At 48.7% G+C, this 19,563-nt stretch carries 26 protein-coding genes and 3 pseudogenes; 23 read left to right on the top strand and 6 right to left on the bottom strand.

Annotation, left to right across the window (positions count from 1 at the left end):
• The first annotated feature begins 13 nt into the window (after window positions 1-13).
• The 7 genes and pseudogenes from U8U68_RS18655 (at window position 14) to U8U68_RS18625 (ending at window position 4,595) form a co-directional block, all read left to right on the top strand.
• Entirely contained in the window at window positions 14-199 is a 186-nt protein-coding gene (locus U8U68_RS18655; RefSeq protein WP_367575860.1) for a hypothetical protein, read from the top strand.
• Window positions 200-266: 67 nt separating this feature from the next.
• Window positions 267-1,166, top strand: coding sequence for a DUF6017 domain-containing protein (locus tag U8U68_RS18650; protein WP_322203530.1), 900 nt, complete (start codon window positions 267-269; stop codon window positions 1,164-1,166).
• Window positions 1,167-1,216: 50 nt separating this feature from the next.
• On the top strand, window positions 1,217-1,684 hold the full coding sequence (locus U8U68_RS18645) for a DUF7768 domain-containing protein (RefSeq protein ID WP_322203528.1): 468 nt from the start codon (window positions 1,217-1,219) through the stop codon (window positions 1,682-1,684).
• Window positions 1,677-1,988, top strand: a complete 312-nt coding sequence (locus tag U8U68_RS18640) for a DUF5720 family protein (RefSeq protein WP_322203526.1) — start codon at window positions 1,677-1,679, stop codon at window positions 1,986-1,988. The genes U8U68_RS18645 and U8U68_RS18640 overlap by 8 nt, the downstream gene beginning before the upstream one ends.
• Window positions 1,989-2,030: 42 nt before the next feature.
• A complete protein-coding gene (locus U8U68_RS18635) occupies window positions 2,031-2,522 on the top strand; it encodes a PcfB family protein (RefSeq protein WP_004070654.1) in 492 nt (163 codons plus the stop codon).
• A pseudogene (locus U8U68_RS18630) lies at window positions 2,519-4,114 on the top strand (VirD4-like conjugal transfer protein, CD1115 family); the annotation flags it as partial. The gene U8U68_RS18635 and the pseudogene U8U68_RS18630, both read left to right, overlap by 4 nt.
• A 97-nt stretch (window positions 4,115-4,211) precedes the next feature.
• A complete protein-coding gene (locus U8U68_RS18625; protein ID WP_160276076.1) occupies window positions 4,212-4,595 on the top strand; it encodes a TnpV protein in 384 nt (127 codons plus the stop codon).
• Window positions 4,596-4,713: 118 nt separating this feature from the next.
• On the opposite strand, the gene U8U68_RS18620 is transcribed toward U8U68_RS18625, so the two are convergent.
• On the bottom strand, window positions 4,714-5,571 hold the full coding sequence (locus tag U8U68_RS18620) for a helix-turn-helix domain-containing protein (RefSeq protein ID WP_322203520.1): 858 nt from the start codon (window positions 5,569-5,571) through the stop codon (window positions 4,714-4,716).
• Window positions 5,572-5,884: 313 nt separating this feature from the next.
• Here U8U68_RS18620 and U8U68_RS18615 point away from each other — a divergent pair, with 313 nt between their 5' ends.
• From U8U68_RS18615 to U8U68_RS18585, 7 genes are all read left to right on the top strand, one after another.
• Window positions 5,885-6,175 (top strand): hypothetical protein, encoded by a 291-nt coding sequence (locus U8U68_RS18615; RefSeq protein WP_016303745.1) that lies wholly within the window; start codon window positions 5,885-5,887, stop codon window positions 6,173-6,175.
• Entirely contained in the window at window positions 6,159-6,464 is a 306-nt protein-coding gene (locus U8U68_RS18610; RefSeq protein ID WP_016307606.1) for a hypothetical protein, read from the top strand. The genes U8U68_RS18615 and U8U68_RS18610 overlap by 17 nt, the downstream gene beginning before the upstream one ends.
• Window positions 6,465-6,957: 493 nt before the next feature.
• The gene (locus U8U68_RS18605) at window positions 6,958-8,346 is read left to right on the top strand and encodes a plasmid recombination protein (protein WP_039909254.1); all 1,389 of its coding nucleotides are present in this window, start codon (window positions 6,958-6,960) and stop codon (window positions 8,344-8,346) included.
• A gap of 59 nt (window positions 8,347-8,405) precedes the next feature.
• Window positions 8,406-9,032 (top strand): CHC2 zinc finger domain-containing protein, encoded by a 627-nt coding sequence (locus tag U8U68_RS18600; protein WP_322203513.1) that lies wholly within the window; start codon window positions 8,406-8,408, stop codon window positions 9,030-9,032.
• Window positions 9,033-9,057: 25 nt separating this feature from the next.
• Complete coding sequence (locus U8U68_RS18595; protein WP_322203549.1) at window positions 9,058-10,380, top strand: virulence-associated E family protein; 1,323 nt, start codon at window positions 9,058-9,060, stop codon at window positions 10,378-10,380.
• 278 nt (window positions 10,381-10,658) lie between these two features.
• Window positions 10,659-10,832, top strand: a complete 174-nt coding sequence (locus tag U8U68_RS18590) for a hypothetical protein (protein WP_322203511.1) — start codon at window positions 10,659-10,661, stop codon at window positions 10,830-10,832.
• A gap of 108 nt (window positions 10,833-10,940) precedes the next feature.
• Entirely contained in the window at window positions 10,941-12,596 is a 1,656-nt protein-coding gene (locus U8U68_RS18585; RefSeq protein ID WP_322203509.1) for a recombinase family protein, read from the top strand.
• 102 nt (window positions 12,597-12,698) lie between these two features.
• Here U8U68_RS18585 and U8U68_RS18580 read toward each other — a convergent pair whose 3' ends face one another.
• The 4 genes from U8U68_RS18580 to U8U68_RS18565 form a co-directional block, all read right to left on the bottom strand.
• Entirely contained in the window at window positions 12,699-13,067 is a 369-nt protein-coding gene (locus U8U68_RS18580) for a hypothetical protein (RefSeq protein ID WP_016286587.1), read from the bottom strand.
• Window positions 13,068-13,128: 61 nt separating this feature from the next.
• Window positions 13,129-13,317 carry a GNAT family N-acetyltransferase gene (locus U8U68_RS18575; protein ID WP_322203502.1) on the bottom strand — a complete coding sequence of 63 codons (189 nt, stop codon included), beginning with the start codon at window positions 13,315-13,317 and terminating at the stop codon, window positions 13,129-13,131.
• A 52-nt stretch (window positions 13,318-13,369) separates the two neighbouring features.
• The gene (locus U8U68_RS18570) at window positions 13,370-13,660 is read right to left on the bottom strand and encodes a GNAT family N-acetyltransferase (RefSeq protein WP_322203500.1); all 291 of its coding nucleotides are present in this window, start codon (window positions 13,658-13,660) and stop codon (window positions 13,370-13,372) included.
• A 35-nt stretch (window positions 13,661-13,695) separates the two neighbouring features.
• A complete protein-coding gene (locus U8U68_RS18565; protein ID WP_322203498.1) occupies window positions 13,696-14,649 on the bottom strand; it encodes an amidohydrolase family protein in 954 nt (317 codons plus the stop codon).
• A gap of 186 nt (window positions 14,650-14,835) precedes the next feature.
• On the opposite strand from U8U68_RS18565, the pseudogene U8U68_RS18560 reads away from it, so the two are divergent.
• The 9 genes and pseudogenes from U8U68_RS18560 to U8U68_RS18520 form a co-directional block, all read left to right on the top strand.
• Window positions 14,836-15,087: pseudogene (locus U8U68_RS18560) on the top strand (VirD4-like conjugal transfer protein, CD1115 family); the annotation flags it as partial.
• Window positions 15,088-15,308: 221 nt separating this feature from the next.
• A pseudogene (locus U8U68_RS18555) lies at window positions 15,309-15,437 on the top strand (Maff2 family mobile element protein); the annotation flags it as partial.
• Window positions 15,438-15,813: 376 nt separating this feature from the next.
• Window positions 15,814-16,413 carry a TetR/AcrR family transcriptional regulator gene (locus U8U68_RS18550; RefSeq protein ID WP_161931317.1) on the top strand — a complete coding sequence of 200 codons (600 nt, stop codon included), beginning with the start codon at window positions 15,814-15,816 and terminating at the stop codon, window positions 16,411-16,413.
• Window positions 16,403-16,927, top strand: coding sequence for a GNAT family N-acetyltransferase (locus tag U8U68_RS18545; protein ID WP_322203495.1), 525 nt, complete (start codon window positions 16,403-16,405; stop codon window positions 16,925-16,927). Before U8U68_RS18550 ends, U8U68_RS18545 begins: the two co-directional genes overlap by 11 nt.
• A 109-nt stretch (window positions 16,928-17,036) precedes the next feature.
• The gene (locus U8U68_RS18540; protein ID WP_322203493.1) at window positions 17,037-17,495 is read left to right on the top strand and encodes an RNA polymerase sigma factor; all 459 of its coding nucleotides are present in this window, start codon (window positions 17,037-17,039) and stop codon (window positions 17,493-17,495) included.
• Window positions 17,467-17,679, top strand: coding sequence for a helix-turn-helix domain-containing protein (locus U8U68_RS18535; RefSeq protein ID WP_322203491.1), 213 nt, complete (start codon window positions 17,467-17,469; stop codon window positions 17,677-17,679). The genes U8U68_RS18540 and U8U68_RS18535 overlap by 29 nt, the downstream gene beginning before the upstream one ends.
• Before the next feature lie 61 nt (window positions 17,680-17,740).
• On the top strand, window positions 17,741-18,133 hold the full coding sequence (locus U8U68_RS18530) for a cytidine deaminase family protein (protein WP_322203489.1): 393 nt from the start codon (window positions 17,741-17,743) through the stop codon (window positions 18,131-18,133).
• A 143-nt stretch (window positions 18,134-18,276) separates the two neighbouring features.
• On the top strand, window positions 18,277-18,801 hold the full coding sequence (locus U8U68_RS18525; RefSeq protein ID WP_016228402.1) for a cysteine hydrolase family protein: 525 nt from the start codon (window positions 18,277-18,279) through the stop codon (window positions 18,799-18,801).
• A gap of 128 nt (window positions 18,802-18,929) precedes the next feature.
• A complete protein-coding gene (locus U8U68_RS18520; protein ID WP_322203484.1) occupies window positions 18,930-19,235 on the top strand; it encodes a hypothetical protein in 306 nt (101 codons plus the stop codon).
• 32 nt (window positions 19,236-19,267) lie between these two features.
• Here U8U68_RS18520 and U8U68_RS18515 read toward each other — a convergent pair whose 3' ends face one another.
• Window positions 19,268-19,519, bottom strand: coding sequence for a hypothetical protein (locus U8U68_RS18515; protein WP_322203482.1), 252 nt, complete (start codon window positions 19,517-19,519; stop codon window positions 19,268-19,270).
• Window positions 19,520-19,563: the final 44 nt, after the last annotated feature.

Here is a 19,563-nt window from a genome sequence, read left to right as displayed (position 1 = left end):
GGAAGGAATGAATATGTGTACCGTTAAGGAAATCAGAGAAGCCATCCGGGAGGACTGCCGCTCCCAGCGAAACATGGAAACCATTGAGATCGACCGGATTTTTCAAACCCTGACGTTTCCGCAGTCAGAGAGCCTGTTTGACAAACCGCCCATGCCGCCGTTTTTTCACCGGTACAGGCAGAAGTCAGCCAGCAAATGAACGCCGCAATTCTTTTTACGGGATTGTGGCTTTTTTCATGCCCTGGGAAACGAAAGGAGTGCAGAAAATGGCCGTTTTTCGCGTAGAACGCACACAGGGATACACCGTTATGAGCAACTATCATCTGCGGGACAAGAGCCTGAGCCTGAAAGCAAAGGGCCTGCTGTCCCAGATGCTCTCACTGCCGGAGGATTGGGACTACACCCTTTCCGGCCTGGCTGTTATCAACCGGGAAAGCAAGGACGCCATCCGCTCCGCAGTCAATGAGCTGGAAAAGGCGGGGTACATCAAGCGCCGCCAGACCACCGACGCGGGCGGCAAGTTCAGCGCCAACGAGTATGTGATTTATGAGCGTCCGGTAACAGAGGAACCGCCCGCCCAACCGTTGCCCCCAAAACCGTTGTTGGAAAAACCGTTGTCGGGTTTTCCGACAACGGATAATCCGGCAACGGGAAAACCGTCAACGGAAAATCCAACGCAAATAAATATAGAGAAATTAAATACCCAAAAATCAATTACTGACGGATCAATTACCGATTCCATTCCCTTCCGGGGAACGGCGGCAAAGCCACCGGAACCGAAGCGAAGGGAAACGATGTCACTGACAGAGATGGAAAGTTATCGGGAGCTGATTTTGGAGAATATCGAGTATGACTGCCTCAAACAGCGGTTTGGGACCTACCGGGAGGATTTGGACGAGATTGTGGAGCTGCTGGTGGAAACGGTCTGCGCGAAGCGTAAGACCACCCGGATTGCCGGGGCGGACTTCCCCCATGAGGTGGTGCGTTCCCGCTTCCTGAAGCTGGACAGCTCCCACATCGAGTTTGTCATGGACTGCCTGCAAAAGAACACCACCGAGGTACGGAACATGAAACAGTACCTCCTGACGGTGCTGTTCAATGCGCCCACCACCATGAGCAACCATTACACCTCACAGGTCAACCACGATATGTACGGCGGCTTTTGAAAGCTGGCCGTTTTTGTCTGCCCGGAACTGCCGGGAGAAAGGAATCTGTTATGAAACGACCGCTTGCGTATATCACCGCTCCCTGGAGCAAGAACCCCCATGAAAACGCGGCAAGCGCCGCCAGCTACTGCCGCCAGGTGTATGACGCTGGATATTCCCCGGTCTGCCCTGTTTTGTTCCTGCCGCTGTTTTTGAAGGATGAAATCCCCCAGGAACAAAAGGACGGGATCGACATCGCCAGAGATTTCGTCGTCGCAAAGTCCGCTAAACTCCGTTTCCGCCTGTCGGCGAAAACTGCGTCCGCTCCCTTGCTCCTCCTCTCCCCACAAAATCTTCAATTTTGCGGGGACCCCGATTACCGCTCCCATGTGCTGGTGGTCTGCGGACACTCGACCGATGAAACGGTCAAAAACGATATTGCCACCGCTGAACGCCTGCGGATCACCGCCACCACGCTGGACGGGATTCTGACGGTGAAAGGCCAGGGCCGGGAGAAAGGAGGCGTACACCATGCCTGAAAAAAAGACAATCGGCCAGCTGATGGAGGAAATGCGGCTTAAAGCCGGGGCGCGGGAGTATTCCGGCCATAGTTACATGGACTTAAACCGGTTCGCGGAGGACACCCGGCACATGATTATTTTTGATACCCTGACCGCTGATTCCCCTGTTGGCTGGAAAGGGGAACGCAGCCGCGCCTTTCTCACCGAGGAGGGATATAAAAAGTCCCTGGAACGCCAGGAACAGGGGCATATCAGGATTGTGAGCCACGCGAAGGTCCGAAACGGACATCTGCGCTACGACCGGCAAGACCAGCTCCGATAGAGAAACCATGCAGAAAATCCATAGAGAGGAGGCGAAACACCCATGCAGGACGAAGTGGAAAGCAAAACCCTGACGCTCATTGTCAGCGGCACAAAGTTCACCGGCAGGCTGTTCAAAGCGGCGATTATGAAGTATCTGGCGCACCTGAAGGAGCAAAAGATGCAGAAACAGCGGGAAAAGGGCGCGGAGGTCAAGCCCCAGGGAAAGCAGACGGTGAAGCAGCTCATCGGGCAGAACCAGGGCGTGTCCAATCTTGAGATCACAGACCCCTCCATCAAGGCGTTTGAACGGGTTGCCCGGAAGTACGGCGTGGATTACGCGGTAAAGAAGGACCGCAGCTGCTCCCCGCCCAAGTACCTGGTCTTTTTCAAGGCCCGCGATGCGGACGCGCTGACCTCGGCATTTACCGAGTACACCCAGAAGAAGGTCCGCAAGGCGTCCCGCCCGTCTGTGCTGGCGAAGCTGAACCAGTTCAAAGAGCTGGTGAAAAACGCGGTGGTGGACCGCACAAAGCGAAAGGAGTTGGAACGATGAAAAAGCCCCTGAACATCAAGAAGCTCGTTTTGCTGAACCTGCCCTATATCCTGATGGGGCTGTTCGCCACCAACTTCGGGGAGGCGTGGCGGATGGCCCAGGGCGCGGACGCATCGGAAAAGGCGCTGTCGCTAATCTCCGTCCTTCCGGCGGCGCTTGGAAGTTTCTGGCCCAGCTTTCACCCGCTGGACCTGCTGGTCGGGCTGTGCTGCGGCGCGGCGCTCCGGCTGGCTGTTTACCTGAAAGGCAAAAACGCCAAGAAGTACCGCCCAAATATCGAGTACGGTTCTGCGAGATGGGGAAATTCCCAGGACATCGCCCCTTATGTTGATCCGGTATTCCAGAACAATGTAATCCTCACCCAGACGGAACGCCTTACCATGAGCAGCCGCCCCAAGGACCCCAAGACCGCCCGCAACAAAAATGTGCTGGTAATCGGCGGTTCCGGCTCCGGCAAGACCCGGTTCTGGCTCAAGCCCAACCTGATGCAGCTCCATAGCTCGTATGTGGTTACTGATCCGAAAGGCACAATCCTGGTCGAATGTGGAAAGCTGCTCCAACGGGGCGCGCCCAGGCTGGATAAGGACGGAAAGCCCATGAAGGACAAGAACGGCAAAACCATCTATGAGCCGTACCGGATCAAGGTGCTGAATACCATCAACTTCAAAAAATCCATGAAATACAATCCTTTCGCCTATATCCACAGCGAAAAGGACATCTTGAAGCTGGTGACAACCTTAATCGCCAACACCAAGGGCGAGGGGAAAGCCAGTGACGATTTCTGGGTCAAAGCGGAAACGCTGCTGTACTGCGCCCTGATTGGATATATCCACTACGAGGCCCCGGTGGAGGAACAGAACTTCTCCACCCTGATTGAGTTTATTAACGCGATGGAGGTCCGGGAGGACGATGAGGAATACAAAAACCCCGTTGACCTGATGTTTGACGCGCTGGAATCCGAGAAGCCCAACCATTTCGCGGTGCGGCAGTACAAAAAATATAAACTGGCGGCGGGCAAAACCGCGAAGTCGATTCTGATTTCCTGCGGCGCGCGGCTGGCGGTATTCGATATTGCCGAGCTGCGGGAGGTCACAGCCTATGATGAGCTGGAACTGGACACCCTGGGGGACCGGAAAACCGCCTTATTTCTCATTATGAGCGATACCGATGACAGCTTTAACTTCCTGATTTCCATGTGCTACACCCAGCTGTTTAATCTGCTCTGTGAAAAAGCGGACGATGTGTACGGCGGCAGGCTCCCGGTCCATGTGCGCTGCCTGATTGACGAGTGCGCCAACATCGGGCAGATTCCAAAGCTGGAAAAGCTGGTCGCCACCATCCGAAGCCGGGAGATTTCCGCCTGTCTGGTATTGCAGGCGCAGTCCCAGCTGAAGGCCATCTACAAGGACAACGCCGACACCATCATCGGAAATATGGACACTTCCATCTTTCTGGGCGGCAAGGAACCCACCACCTTAAAGGAGTTAGCCGCCGCCCTGGGAAAAGAAACCATTGACACCTACAACACCGGGGAGAGCCGGGGACGGGAAACCTCCCACTCTCTCAATTATCAGAAACTGGGGAAAGATATGCCATACTTGTTCGTGAAGAGTTCAGTTGCCTAATAAATTCACATGAACAGGGACACGAACAACTGGATTCTGGAAAACTGAATACAGGAGGTCACAAATGAAAGAACTGCCAGAAAGAATCCATGACGATACCAACGGTCTTGACTACGTTCTTGTGGGTGATTATTACATTCCCGCCCTGCGGCTGACGGAGGAATCCCGCCCAATCGGGCATTGGGGGCGCAGGCGTAAAGCCTATCTGGAAGAAGCCCGCCCCGCCCTTTATTGCAGCCTGCTGTTGTCAGGGAAACTCTGGACGCACCTTGCCGACGTGGACGGGCAGGCACAGGAGCGGCTTGACCTTATCATGGAGCAGATGAAAGCCGCCGAGGGCGTGACGGAGAAATTGAAAGCGGATGACCAGCTTGAATGGGTGCGCCGCTGCAATTCTATCCGCAACCGGGCGGAGGAAATTATCTATGCGGAACTGGTCTATGCGTAATGCGGCAGGCTCCTGTCTGGAAAAAGCGGCTCTAAAGCCGGAAAATTGAACATAGGACACACGATACAGTAAAGAGGACTGCTAACCGGATTTTACGGGAATGGCAGCCCTTTTTGCGTCATTCTTTCGTTTTTTTCTTCCCAAACAGGGACAGCAGCTTTGATTTTCCACGCTGGCTGGCAGATACGGGGAGAAGGGGGGATTTCTTGAACACACGGGCAAGGGTGGCACGTTCCTCTTCCGGGAGGCTCATATAGTCAATGCCGAATACCCGGCAGATAGTAAACGCCCGTTTTTCGTCCGCCGTGCCTTTGTGCATGAGGGCGTCCAGCAGTATCACCGGGATGTTCCTGGCAAAATCCGCTGCGGGGGTTTCCGGCTCGGCAGTGGTCTTGTCGGATTCGTGCCGGGTGCGGAGGTCTTTTACAATCCGGTCAAGGTCATCATGGATAACATGGCTGAAAAACAGTTCCTCGCTGACCTGCCCTAATTCTAAAGTACGCATATAGAGGTCGTTTTCAGGGGGCTGCCGCTGTTCTATGACGGACTGCCTTGCTTTTTCCAGAACTAAGTTCATGTCATGGATACGCATATCCGCAATCCGGTCAATGCAGACTTCCATATCCGTCAGCAGGCGCAGGAATCCGGGATGGCAGACAAACTCACAGAGGAGCCGGTTGTTCAGTGCGCCGCTTTTTAACAAATCAACTGTGGAATCATTCAAGTGCAGCTCATGCAGGGCGGTGTTCGGGTGGTTCTTATTTTCGGTCAGCCCCATGAGGTAATCCATGGAAAGACCGTAGTATTCCGCCAGCTTTGCAAGGTTGAACGGGCTTATATCCGTGCATTTGTCGGATTCATATTTTACCAGCGTGGCTCTTGCTATGCCTGTTGCCTTTTCCAGTTCCGCAAGGGTCATGCGGCGGCTGGTTCTCTCGTCTTTTAATTTCTCCTGAAGCGTCAGTTTTATATACATTGCGCCCCTCCTCTCAAAACAGGGTTCATGACCATTATAGCACAGGGCATTTCCGAAAGCGTGGAAATTTTGGTTTTTCGGGAATTTTTCCAGCCTTTCGGACATACGGGGGAAGCCGGTTTATTTTGATAAGATTTCAGTGTCACAGGACATTGAAAACAGAATGACCGGCTGCAAGTGATATCGTTCCCGGAGAAGTAGTGCCATGACAGGAGCATACCAAAGGAACGGAAAACGCTGGGGTGATTCCGGGCAGGAACGGATTGCAGGCAAAACGGCAGGGAAACAAACTATCAATTATGGAGGAAGGAACATGAAGTTAAGCATTGAGGAAAAGAAGATTTTATATGCCTTCGGGTGCGGGAGCCATGAGAACACCGTCCGCAGGCTGAAATGGGTCACTGCCCTGACGGTGGATGAAAAAGTGAAACGCCGGGTGCTGTGCCTGGCAAGGAAGCTGGATGACGGCGGAGCCGGGGAATGGTATCCCTGTTTTTACCGCCATCTCCGTTTGGAAATGGAAGGATATTTTGAAGCAAAGAAGCATATCCGCATGGTTGAAAAAAGCACAGACTGGGAGGGATTTTATGGGAAAGCCGTCTAAGTATGAAAAGGAAACGATTGTCAACTTCAACGAGGGTGAGAAGGAAGCCAGTATTTACACATTCAATGCGGACTTGAAGCGGCGGCTGGCGGAGTTCAGCAAAAAATATCCGCTCCTGTGCCGTTTGGAGAAGTCCACGCCGGAAGGGAGCGTGACCTATGTTCTGGATAAGTCCCGGCTGTCTATCCGGCTGGTTCCGCCTTACAGTGAGGAACGGCGGGCGGCGGCGAGGGCATACGCCAAAGAACACGGCTTCAAGCCCCTGCCGGGAGGGAAGGATATTGCCTGATTTGGGGGCGTTTTACGGTCAAAACAACGGGTGTGGAGCCGGGATTTTCCCCGTGGTTGACGGTGGAGGTATCAGACATCAGGGAAGCCCCGGACGGCGGAAATGCCTGTTTTGGGCGTGTTTTTCCGGCTGTCATGGGGCATGGATGGGGTTTCTGTGGGAAATCAGAACGAGTGCGGTGCGTTCTGATTTCCTGATACGGAAAAAGGGAGCCGTCTTTGACGTGGGCGGACGCAGCGCACTCACGTTGGCAGCAACCTTTTATGCGGGGTACAGGGGCGCAGCAGCCCTGTTGGGGTCAAGGGGCAACGCCCATTGGCGGGTTAAGGGCGGCAGTCCTTATCGGGTCAAGGGTGAAACGCCTTGCCCAGCTAGAGTTGGCGCTTGCGCCAATTCGTACTGGGTATTACCTGACGCAAGCCCCGCAGGTTCGGCGGCTTCGCAGCCCTCCCGCCAGCCCGGGAATCGGTAAAAAGGAAAGGGGGATTTTGGATTGAAACTGACACGGCACAACGGACGCTCCGGCAAAAACGGCACGTACAACCCACGCCACAATGACCGCCGCTTTGACGTGGAAAACAGCGGTCATATTGATTCGGAGCGGGCAAAGAAAAATGTATACTGGGACTGCTACCGGGGCTATACCACCGCCGGGAGCCGGGAGGATTCTTCCCAGCCGGATTTCAGCTTTGAGCAGATAGAACTGGCTTATTACACCGAGAATTATTCGGATTTCATTGAAGCCCAGAACGCAAGGAACGAGAAGAACCGGCACACGGAACGCAACCGCACGGTGGGGGATTTGTTAAAGAACAATAAGACCTGCCCGGAGGAAAGCATTTACCAGATTGGGACGGTGGAGGAATCCGTCCCGCCGGAAACATTGTTCCAGATTGTGAATGAGTTTTATGCAGAGTTTGACCGGCGTTTTGGTTCCCACGTGCATCTTCTGGACTGGGCGCTCCATCTGGACGAGGGGACACCGCATATCCATGAGCGCCATGTATTCGATTGCAAAAACCGGTATGGGGAGTTATGCCCCCAGCAGGAAAAGGCGTTGGAAGAACTGGGAGTGCCGCTCCCTGAACCGGATAAGAAAAAGGGAAGGAACAACAACCGCAAGCAGACTTTTGATGCGGAGTGCCGGAAGATGCTTTTCCGTATCTGCGCCGCACATAACCTTCACTTGCAGGCAGAGCCGTCCTACGGCGGGCGGGATTATCTGGAAAAGCAGGACTTCATCATTGAAAAACAGAAGAAAATACTCTCCGCACAGGGGGAAGCCTTGACGAAAAACACCGTAGCCATAGCGGAGCAGGAAAAGAAGTTTGATAAAGCCGCAAAAGCCGTTTCAGAAAAAGAAAAGGAACTGGAAAAGCAGGAGGGGCTGATTGCGGAAAAAGGGCGGGAACTTTCGGAAAAGCAGGCGGCACTTGCCACTGTCACCATGAAGATTGCAGACATGGAATCGCTGGTGGAGGAAGTGGCGGACACGGCTTATGAGAAAGCCTGCGAAGTTGTGGCGGATACCGTCCGGGCGGAAACGCAGAAGGAGGACATCAGGGCGGTGGAGGATTACAAAAAGTGGCTGGCTTCGCCGGAACGGAAAGCCCCGCAGGAGAAAAGGGATTTCGCCGTGAAGTGCCTGTGTACGGTTCAGGAGCAGATTAAAAATGCGGCGCAGAAAGTGTTAAGGAAAGTCCAGTCTGCGCTCCAAAAGCCGGAGGTGAGCCGTGCAAACAAGGAGCAGATTAAAGAGAAGGCAAGGGAATCCATGAAGGACAGGCTCGCAAGGGGGAAAATAGAAGCTGACCGGGTGAACCGGGAGCGCATGGAGCGCAGGAACGTAAGGGCAGCAACAAAAAAAGATATGGAGATTTGAAGCATTTGCTTTCCGCTGTGGAAATGGCAGATGCTTTTTTATTTCCGGGAAGGGACGGTATGAATGTATTTGAAGCAGTAAAGGAAAATGTAACGGCAAGGCAGGCGGCGGAAATGTACGGCATCCGGGTGAACCGGAACGGCATGGCGTGCTGCCCTTTCCATGATGACAGGAATCCCAGCTTGAAGGTGGATAAGCGGTTCCACTGTTTCGGCTGCCAGGCGGACGGGGACGTGATTGACTTTGTGGCAAGGCTTTACGGGCTGCCCGGTCTGGAAGCGGCGAAAAAGCTGGCTTCGGATTTTGGCATTTCTTATGACAGCCGGGGGCGGGCTTCCCCAAAACCGGCAAGACGGAGCGTGTCGGCAGAACTGCGGTTCTTGCAGGCGGAGCGGAAATGCTTCCGGGTGCTTAGTGATTATCTCCGTCTGTTGGAGCGCTGGGAAAGGATATATGCGCCGGAATCGCCGGAGGACGGGTGGAACCCGCTGTTCGTGGAAGCCGTGCAGAAACGGGAGTATGTGGGTTATCTTTTAGACACGCTGCTGACCGGGACAAAGGAGGCAAAAGCCGCCGTTATCAAGGGGCATGGGAAGGAGGTGGAGCGGATTGAGCGGAGGGTATCAGAGTTTGCCGGCGGCGGAAAGACAAGCCGGGGAAACCGCAGCAGACAGCCGGAACGGTGAAAAGACAGTTGCCGAAGTCCGGCAGATGTTGGAAACCACGCAAAAAGGGCAGACCGCCAACACGCCGGGGAATTACAAGGCGGTATTTTTATATGACCCGCTGCTTAGCGGGGCGTTCAGCAATAACCTCCTGACTGACCGGATTGACATTGTAAAGCCCCTTGGCTGGTATCGGGACGGGAGCCGCCTGACGGACGTGGATATTCAATATCTGGTTCTATACTTGGAGGAACACTACGGGCTGACCTCGGAAAAGCGGATTGAGGGGGCTATCAAGGTCGCCGCCAATGAATACCGGTATCACCCTGTCCGTGATTATTTAAACAGCCTGCAATGGGACGGGACGGAGCGGGTGCGCTATGCCCTGCGCCATTTCCTCGGTGCGGAGGTAAATGATTACAATTACGAAGTCCTCCTGCTGTTCATGCTGGGGGCAGTGACACGGGTATTCAAGCCGGGGACAAAGTTTGAGGTCATGCTCTGTCTGGTGGGCGGTCAGGGAGCCGGGAAGTCCACCTTCTTCCGGTTCCTTGCTGTCCGTGATGAGTGGTTTTCCGATGACCTGCGGAAGCTGGACGATGATAACGTATACCGGAAGCTGCAAGGGCATTGGATTATTGAAATGTCGGAAATGATTGCCACGGCAAACGCAAAGAGCATTGAGGATATTAAATCGTTTTTAAGCCGCCAGAAGGAAACCTACAAAGCCCCCTATGAAGTCCATCCAAAAGACCACAAGCGGCAGTGCGTGTTTGCCGGGACTTCCAACACGCTGGACTTCCTGCCCCTTGACCGCACCGGGAACCGGCGTTTCCTGCCGGTGCAGGTGCAGGCGGAAGCGGCGGAGGTTCACATTCTGGAAGATGAAGCCGCTTCCAGAGCCTATATCGGGCAGATGTGGGCGGAGGTCATGGAGGTTTACCGGAAGGGGGATGTAAAGCTGAAATTAAGCCCGGCAATGGAGAAGTATCTGAAAGAACACCAGCGGTCATTCATGCCGGAGGACACCCTCGCCACCCGGATTCTGAACTTTTTAGACGGGTACGGCGGGAAGATGGTATGCTCCCTGCAAATCTACCATGAAGGGCTGGGGCACCCGGCTTATGAGGAACCAAAACAGTATGATATTCGTGATATTAATTCCATCATGAAGAACTATGCGGCGGGCTGGAAAGCCTTTGAGAATCCCCGACATTTCCCTCCGCCCTATAACCGGCAGAAGGGCTGGGAACGGGTGGAGCCGCCTGACAACGGAGGGCATGGAAAATCAGGTTTCCAGCCTTTGCCCGAAGGGGAAGCCGTCCAGCTTGGGCTGCCGGAGGAATGGCTGGAAGCGGGAAAACCGTAGCCGGTTGTCGGCTGGTTGCACCTTACGTTGTCAAGCCCGTTGCCGGGAAGCCGCCTGACAAATGCCGTATTTCAGGGCTTTTTCTTTCCCTGACAACGAAAGCAACGGAAAAACAGAAAGAAAATCAATCAGAACAGAAAACGGAAAGCAGGGTTTTGTGTGCGGAGTTTTTTAACGTCCGTTGTCAGCTCCCGTTGTCAGGCTCCCACCTGCCCGGCAGTCCACACTATCACACCCGGACGGAAACGCTCCGGGTATCTTTATGGAGGGAAATGCATATGGCAAAACAGGCAGATTATCCGGCGCAGAACCGGAAGGAAAATAAAAAAGTACAGTTTATCGTTTCCCGTGAGTTTGCGGGAAGCCAGACCATGCGGGAAGCCTTTGAGCAGCTTATTGAACGGCAGACCTGTGAACGGTTTGAGGAATGGCAAAAACGGCAAGCCAGCTAAAGGACGGAACCGGAGAAAAAACGGAAATCCGGCATAAAACAGTTGAAAGAATGGCGGGGGCATGGTATTATCATAGTATCGTGTCCCTGTTCATAGAAGGAGAAGCCTATGAGCAGGAAAAATAATCTGTTAAATCAAAAAATAACCGCCCTCTATTGCAGGATTTCCCTTGATGACGGCAGCCAGAATGAGAGCATGAGTATCTCAAACCAGAAACTTTTGCTGAAGGATTACGCTGAAAAGAACGGTATGCCCCGGTACGAGTATTACGTTGATGACGGGTATACGGGAAGGAATTTCAACCGCCCTTCATTTAAGCGGCTGCTTGCCGATATTGAAGCGGGGAAAATCGGCTGCGTGATAACCAAAGACCTGTCAAGGCTTGGGAGGAACTATATTGAAGCGGGCAGTTATATCGAAATCTTTTTCCCTAAGCACAATGTAAGGTATATTGCGGTCACGGACGGCGTGGACAGCCTGACCCGTCAGGAAATGGATATTACGCCGTTCAAAAATATCCTGAATGATATGTACAGCCGGGATATTTCAAAGAAAGTGCTGGCTGGTCGCATGACACGCTCCCGCCAGGGGAAGTTTTGCGGCGGTCAGCCGCCCCTTGGCTTGATGCGTGACCCGGAGGAAAAGGGGCACCTAATCCTTGACCCGGACACTGCGCCGACTATCCGTAAAATTTTTGACCTTGCCTTGAACGGCTGGGGGTGTATGCGGATAGCCAAACAACTGATGGAGGATAAAATCCCCATCACACGGGTAAAAAGCAATACGGAATGTGACGTGAATTATTATTCGTGGGGGAGCGCAAGAATCAGCCATATCCTGCGGAACCCGTTTTACAAAGGCGCACATCTTGTCTGCCGGACACACCAGAAGGGAATCCGCTCCAATACCTATGACATCATTCCCCGTGAGGAATGGGAAGTCCTTGAGGGCTGCCATGAAGCTATCGTAAGCCCGGAGGACTGGGAGAAGGTGCAGGAACTGATTGACCGCCGCCCGCCCATCATGGAAGGGAACGCCTGCCCCTTCTATAACCTGTTCCACGGCATTATCTACTGTGCCACCTGTGGGAAGTCCATGCAGGTACGCTATGAGAAAGTGGGCAGAACCGGGAAGAACCGCTTTACCGGCGAGGAACGGGAGCCGATAGACAAGGCGTATTATATCTGCCAGACCTATAACCGGCTGGGGAAAAACTCCTGCACCAGCCACAAAGTGGAAGCAAGGGATTTATATAACCTTGTATTGAAGGATATTCAGGAACTTGCGGCAATGGCGCTTAAAGACGTGGAATCGTTCTACCAGCGGATTTGTAGCCGTATGGAACGGCGGTATCTGGCGGACGCTTCGGAGATGGAGAAGGAGCGGGAACGGCTGGAAGCAAGGAACCGGGAGATTGACGATATGTTTTTGAACCTGTATACTGACAAGGCAAAGGGAATCCTGTCAGAGCAGCGTTTTGTGAAGCTAACGGCGGCAATGGAGCGGGAACAGGAGGAAAACCAGAAACAGTTGAAGGAATTGGCACTCTCCCTGCGCCGCTCCAACGAGCAGGAAAGTGATGTCCGCACCTTTATCCGGGAAATCCGGCAGTACGCCGCAGTCCGGGAACTGGACGAGGGTATCTTAAACCGCCTTATCAGCCGGATTCTGGTGGGTGAGGTGAAAAAGGTTGACGGGGAGAAGTTTCAGGAAATCAAAATCATTTATAACTTTGTCGGTGAGATACCGGCGGTAACAGAATAACGGCAATGCCCTTCTCTCTTTCCGGGGGAAGGGTTTTCTTTCCGCCTGCACATGAAAAAGAAGCCGGTTCTCTATTCTCCGGCTTCCAGAATAAACTGGGATTTATTTGATAGGTGTCCCAATGCGTTTATCCAATCTCCATTGTGGTGCCATTCCATCATCGGCATAGTATTCGTCCATTGCTGTAATTTTATCGTTTTTTGTTTGAATAAACGAAGTCACATGAAAAGAAATACTTCTATCTTTGGGATAGATACGAACAACTGTAATAATTAAATCATTCACAATTTCTACTCTTTCAACGAGTCCGTCCCATTCTCCGGGGTACTCACAATTCGCAACAATATATTCATCCACCGTAAAATGCTCGTTGGTGCAATGCCAATTTACATAGGCTTCTGCATGAAAGTATTTTCTAATTTCTCTTTCATCTTGGGCAAGAACGGCTTTCCAAAATTGTTCTATATTCATAATTTTCTCCTTTAAATTGCGATTTCCCAGTATGTCAAACTGGAAATGGTTGAGAAAGACACTATATTGAAATCCAAAATTTTTGAATAATGCCACTTTTACTTAATCCCACTGTATCAACAATTTCATTTTCCATCACTCCACCGTTTTTAATAATCGTCCTTTGCGAAGCTACATTTCCCTTATCGCAGGTTACTAAAACCTTGCTTTCTCCAAACGCACGGCAAAAAGGTAAAACTAATCCCAGCATTTCAGACGCATAACCTTTTCGTCTTTCTGACGGACGAACACTATATCCAATATTACCCCCCCAAATTTTTGAGAAAATCCGATAATGGGTGTCGAAAATCAATCATACCAACAACAAAATCGTCTTTTCGCCTTACCGCTAAAAACACTTCTGATGGAACATATCCGCTTTTATATTTTTCTCTTAATCTTCTCTCAAAGTCAATCCACTCATCAAATGATTGGACATCTTCAAGACCTGCACAACCATCAAAACTATCTCCACATTGTAACATTTCTTCTTTATATGACATGACTTGTTCTGCATATAGTTTAGATGGCCTAACCAACATCAATTCACGCATCACATTCATCCTCACAAATTTGAATTTTCGCATCTCTATAATTCATATTCTGAATGAATGTCTAACCCATTCTTTCGTATTTCATCCAATTGACCAGCACTTAACGTCCCTGCCCGATAAAGCAATAGGTACTCGTTTTCAATCGAACTGTCAAATATCAGCAGATCATCGGTATTGATTGTAACCTTAACTCCATTCTCATACAGTATTTTAATAGGATGGTCTCTATATCCGGTTGCATATCCAAGCATTACGTTACTGCTCGGGCAGACATTCAGTTGTATCTGATTATCTGCGAGAAATCGCATGACCTTCGCCGAGGCGGCCGCATTTATCCCATGGTGAACTTCACTAAGCCCTAATACTTCAACTGCCCGCATGACATTCTCTGCTGGCCCGGTTTCACCTACATGCATTTTCTTGGACAAATGATATTGTTCCGCTTTTCTATACAATGGCAAAAAAGCCTCAAATGGATGCACATTCTCGCCACCGCATACATCAATCGACTTGAAAAAACCGGAGGAAATATAACGATCGATTTTTTCAGCTTCCTGTTCGACATTACAAGCTGAAATATATGTGATCTCAGGTTCAAATACTGTATTGGGACAATATTTCAAATGAAAATCTCCGATAATGGATTTGAACGCATCCATCCCACCAACCAGATCAATCTCCGAAGCCCCAAAATTCATCGAAAGCCTCTTAATATTATTCCTCCTCGCTTCTGCAAAAGCACCTTCCCATCTTATGATCATCCCTCCAATATCTTTGCAGTATGGCTTGATAGTAACTGTAAACCATTCCTGCATTCCTCTAAGTCCATCAAATCTGTCGGGCGGTTTGGGAAAACTGCGTTTCAGGTGTTCTTCCAACCAAGCTCTTCTGCACCCTTTGGTAGAATGATTGTGGATATCACTCTTTGGAACTTCCAGCAATTTGACTATATCATTCTCTAACAGACCCTCACAAAACAGGTTTTGCATATCATTGTTCCTTTCATATCTATCTTCACAAATGTAAATTGCCTTACTTAACTTCCAATTCTATCGCATTCAAACACACCAACAACTCACGATTTGTTACTGCGTTCAGTTTATCACATTTATAGAACATCTACAAGATTCCGTGTATGAAAAAGCAAAAAGAATGAATTCTTCACTTGACAATGTGGCAAAGAGCTGATGAGCCAGGATGAGCTTGCGGTGATGGACGGTGGAAAATGTATCCTCCAGCTGCGGGGCGTCCGCCCGTTTTTGTCAGATAAGTATGACATCACCAAGCACCCCAATTTCCAGTACACCGCCGACGCGGACGATAAGAACGCCTTTGACATTGAAGCGTTTCTGTCCACCCGGCTCAAATCAAAACCCAACGAGGTCTACGATGTGTTTGAAGTTGACGTAGACACCGAGGGCGAATAATCCTGTTCCGCGAGAAAGGAGTGATCTTATCTACCCGCCAGGGTCCCTGAAACCTGCCTCGGTTGAGGCCATTGGCGTACAAAGCGGACAGCTCAACAAAAAAATGAAGAAGGAGGATAGCCGGAATCGAGCCGCCCAAAATTCAAGGCGGTTTTGTTGTCCGGCTTTTGTATGCCTATGAACCAACACTAACCACAAAGCGATTCCGGCTAAATTAAAGTATGGAATTTTTCAACAGCGCAATCGACGTTTTGCAGACCCTCGTGATCGCACTGGGAGCCGGCCTCGGTATCTGGGGCGTCATCAACCTGCTGGAAGGCTACGGCAATGACAACCCTGGCGCGAATGCTCATGTGCGGTAAAGAAGCAAGCAACCGAAAACAAGAGATAGACCGCCAGCACCACACTATTCCGAACCAAAAGAAGCTAAAGACCAAAAGACAAGCACCGTGGAAATATGTATAACTTGCTATTCCGTCATGGAAAAGTCCGTTCACAGAACATGGAAAAGCTAAAGTGCAGCTTTCCCACATTCTGCAAACAGACTTTCCCACAACTCCATAAGATAGCAAGTTATGCACATTACGCACAGTGCCGACGACTACGGAATCCCTCTCATTCATACTTATTTTTACAATTTGCTATATATTTATTCTTGACAAAGCGACACGAATAACGTATAATTAAAAGCGACACGAGTGTTGCAAAAAGAAAAGAGGTGATAATATGAGCTTGAAAGGAGAAAAGACAAAACAGGACATTCGAGAAAAGGCATATCAACTGTTTGCGGAAAAGGGATTTAAAGATGTAACTATGAAAGATATTTGCGAGTTGACGGGGCTTAGTCGTGGAGGACTATACCGCCATTATGAAAGCACCGAGCAGATATTTTTAGAGATAGTTAATGCTTTTTCTAATAAGCAAAAAAGTGAAGTATTTACTAAAATTGAGCAGCACGTTTCTGCTACCACGATATTACAGGAACTTCTTTCAAGATATGCAACAGAAATGATTGATTACGAAAATTCTATAAGCCTTGCTATTTACGAATTTTATAGTAATCCAGTGGTTTCTAAAGAAGATAATTCAGTAAAAAAACAGTACGAAATTTCAAAATCAACATGGATAGAACTTATCAACTACGGAATGGATACGAAAGAATTTAATTCCGTGAACCCGGAATCAATTTTCAATGTAATTATTTTTGCATATCAAGGAGTACGAATGTACAGCAAGTTGATGAAAATGGATAAAGATATTCCCAATCAAATAATAAATGAAATAAAGCTGCTATTATTGCCGGAGGAGGTTCAGCATGAAAAATGATATTGTTTTGGTAAGACCAACTTTAGCACTAAAAGGAAAAGCACTTGATTATCGAAGGGAACATTTTCAACATGGAGAAGAAATTATCTACGGAAGTGAGCTTTTTGACAAGACAGAAAGCTACGAGGAATGGCTATCCTCTGTAACGCTAAACACGAATCCCAAAACGGTAAATGAAAATTGGGTAGTTACGGATGCTTTTTTTGCTTTAAGAAAAAGTGATGATAAGATAATCGGAATTATTGATTTAAGACATACGCTGAATGAATTTTTGAAAGATTTAGGGAATTGTGGATATAGTGTACGTCCATCTGAAAGAAAAAAGGGATATGCAACAGAAATGCTATGTCAACTTCTCCAAGTGGCTAAAGAAGCAGAAATGAAAGAGCTTCATATATCTGTTGAAAAAGAAAATTCAGCGTCAATAAAAGTTATACAAAAAAATGGCGGCGTGTATGAACGGAGCTTTTCTTTTGAAAATGAAGTAGCAGATATTTATAAAATTAAATTATAAATTTTTGAGTTTAGCGGGGGCGACAGCTTGAGTGTTATTGCCCCTCTGAATTATAAAAAAGTAACAGTAAACCATGCACCGTCCATGTGGGAGAAAGGGGGAATCATCTATGCCTTGCACAGAAGCATACAGGGAACATATCATGTATACTTTCAATGGCTTTTGCAAGACCGTCATACGCTTTGCGGCACTCAACGCATGGCGTGACAGAAGCAGACGGCGGCAAAAAGAAATATCCCTTGAATACCTCACAGAAGAAAAATTTTACCCTTTAGGCACAACAGACGAATATTTTGAAGCACCCTATGAAGAATACCCCATAACGATATGCGGGCAGACAGTTATCCTCACCAATGGGGAGCTTGCCGCCGCCCTGTTATCCCTGCCGGAGAGAAACCGGGAAATCATATTCCTTTACTTTTTCGGGGATTACACACAACAGGAAATCGGGGAAATGTACGGACGCTGCCGGAGTACGACCGGGTATCTAATCCGCAGGACGTTAAAACTCCTGCAAAGGAAAATGGAGGTGCTTTCGCATGGGGAATCCGAATCTTTTGCCTTATGAAACGATTGTCCGGGCGACCAGCGGAGAGCCGGAAGCCGTGGAAGAGGTTTTACGCCATTACAGCAAGCGAATCCGAATCGCCGCCATTGAAAACGGGCATATCGACAGGGATACCGAGGACAGCATAAAACAGCGGCTTGTCACTGCCCTGTTTAAGTTCCGCTTTGATGAACAGAAAGTATAAGAAATCGCTTTCATTTTTTGAAAAACGGATATATAATAAAGCAACGATGGAGGGTAAAGCGATGGATAAAGAATGGGAAAGATTATATGAAGAAGCAATGAGTGTTTTGAACCCCCATGATGTTTCAAATAAAATGTGGGTAGGAAGTGTGGCATCTGCCGTACTCACAAAAAAAGGTAATATTTACAAGGGTATATGCATTGACACAGATGGCTCTATAGGAATGTGTGCTGAAAGAAATGCTTTATCAACAATGCTTACATATGGCGAAAGTGAGATTGAAAAAGTGGTTTCAGTATATAAAGATGGAAATATCATTCCGTCTTGCGGTATTTGCAGAGAATTTATGATGCATTTAGGCGGAGATGTGGAAAATATTGAAATTCTATTGGATATAGAAGGACGGACAAGTAAATTGATTGATTTGATGCCTGAATATCCACGACATAAATAAATTCCAGTTCGCAGTGCTGCTAAGTGAGTGCTAAATCGGTAATCATAGGAATATGCATTATACTTCATATTTTATGCAGTAGGAACACTTTTCCGAAAAGGGAGATTCAGTATTAGACAAGTCGGAATTTGGGAGATGATAGAATGATATTGTTGATTGTTGATACTCAAAATTCAATTATGACTAATGACTTATATGAATTTGAGATTTTTGTATATCGTATTAAAACACTAATCAAAGAGGCGCGCAATAATAGTATAGAAGTTATTTATGTTAGACATGATGATGGTGCTGGACAGAAATTAACGAAAGGTGCGTTAGGCTATGAAATATACGAAGAATTTCAGCCAATGCCAAATGAGCGTGTTTTTGATAAAAATGTAAACAGTGCTTTCAAAGGTACGGGGTTGTTGGACTACCTACATGAAAAAAATGAAGATACAATTATTATTGTAGGGCTACAAACAGATTATTGCATAGATGCAACAGTAAAATGTGGTTTTGAGCATGGACTTAAAATGATTGTTCCAGCAAATACAAACAGTACGCTTGATAATGCGTATATGACAGCAGAAAAATCTTATAGATATTATAATGAGTTCATGTGGAATGGAAGATACGCAGAATGTATTTCCTTTGAAAAAACTCTTGAATTGATGAATAGATAAATTCCAGTTTGTGGAATTATAGCCAGCTAAAAACTGAATAACCGCCGCTACATAGAACGGCACACCAAGACAGGAAATCAAGAAAAGGTTTCCTGTTTTTTTGCGTCCATTTTTGGCATTTTGAAAAATTGTCAGTATTATACCATGCAAGGGGGACTGAAATAAATTCTCTCTCTTGTTTGGCAAATCCGCAAGCTGTCCGTGGAGGGCAGGCAAAGGAAAATCCCACCTGTTTTGTTTGGCAGTTTTCAATTTTCGGTGGTGTGGGAACTGAAAGGAAAGTGAAGAAATTTCCGCAAATCTCCGTCATTTTTGCTTTGCGTGGTGTTGTAGGTAGTAGAGGGAGAAATATCGCCGCAGCTTTGGCAATATACCCGCTTGCGGCACTAAAAGTATTGACAGAAGCCAGCACAGAGGAAACCGACACTTTTTAAGAGCAAGATTCTACCACAGTACCAAATTTCGCCTACCGGCTCATTTTGTCCTGCGGGAATCTTGTTGGGGTTGCCACCCCAAGCCCGCCTTTTTGCGGCTTACGCCGCTTGAAAAATCCCCGAAAAAATATTTTCGGATTTTTCAAAAAACACTTCCGTTTTGCCCCCTGTTTTTCTCCTATTGGTGAGAGGGCAAAGCATAAAAAGAAAGCCTGCAAATAAAAAGTCAAGCCCCTTAAGCCAAAAATATGAAAGGAAGCGGATGGAAAAAGTGAATACAGCAAACAGACCGCCGCCCAAAAGCGGCAGTCAGGAAGAAAAAATTATT

Source organism: Acutalibacter intestini (assembly GCF_034334985.1).
GTDB lineage: Bacteria > Bacillota > Clostridia > Oscillospirales > Acutalibacteraceae > Acutalibacter > Acutalibacter intestini.
Note: the sequence above shows the minus strand (reverse complement) of the source record. Positions and strands in the feature narration are given on the sequence as shown.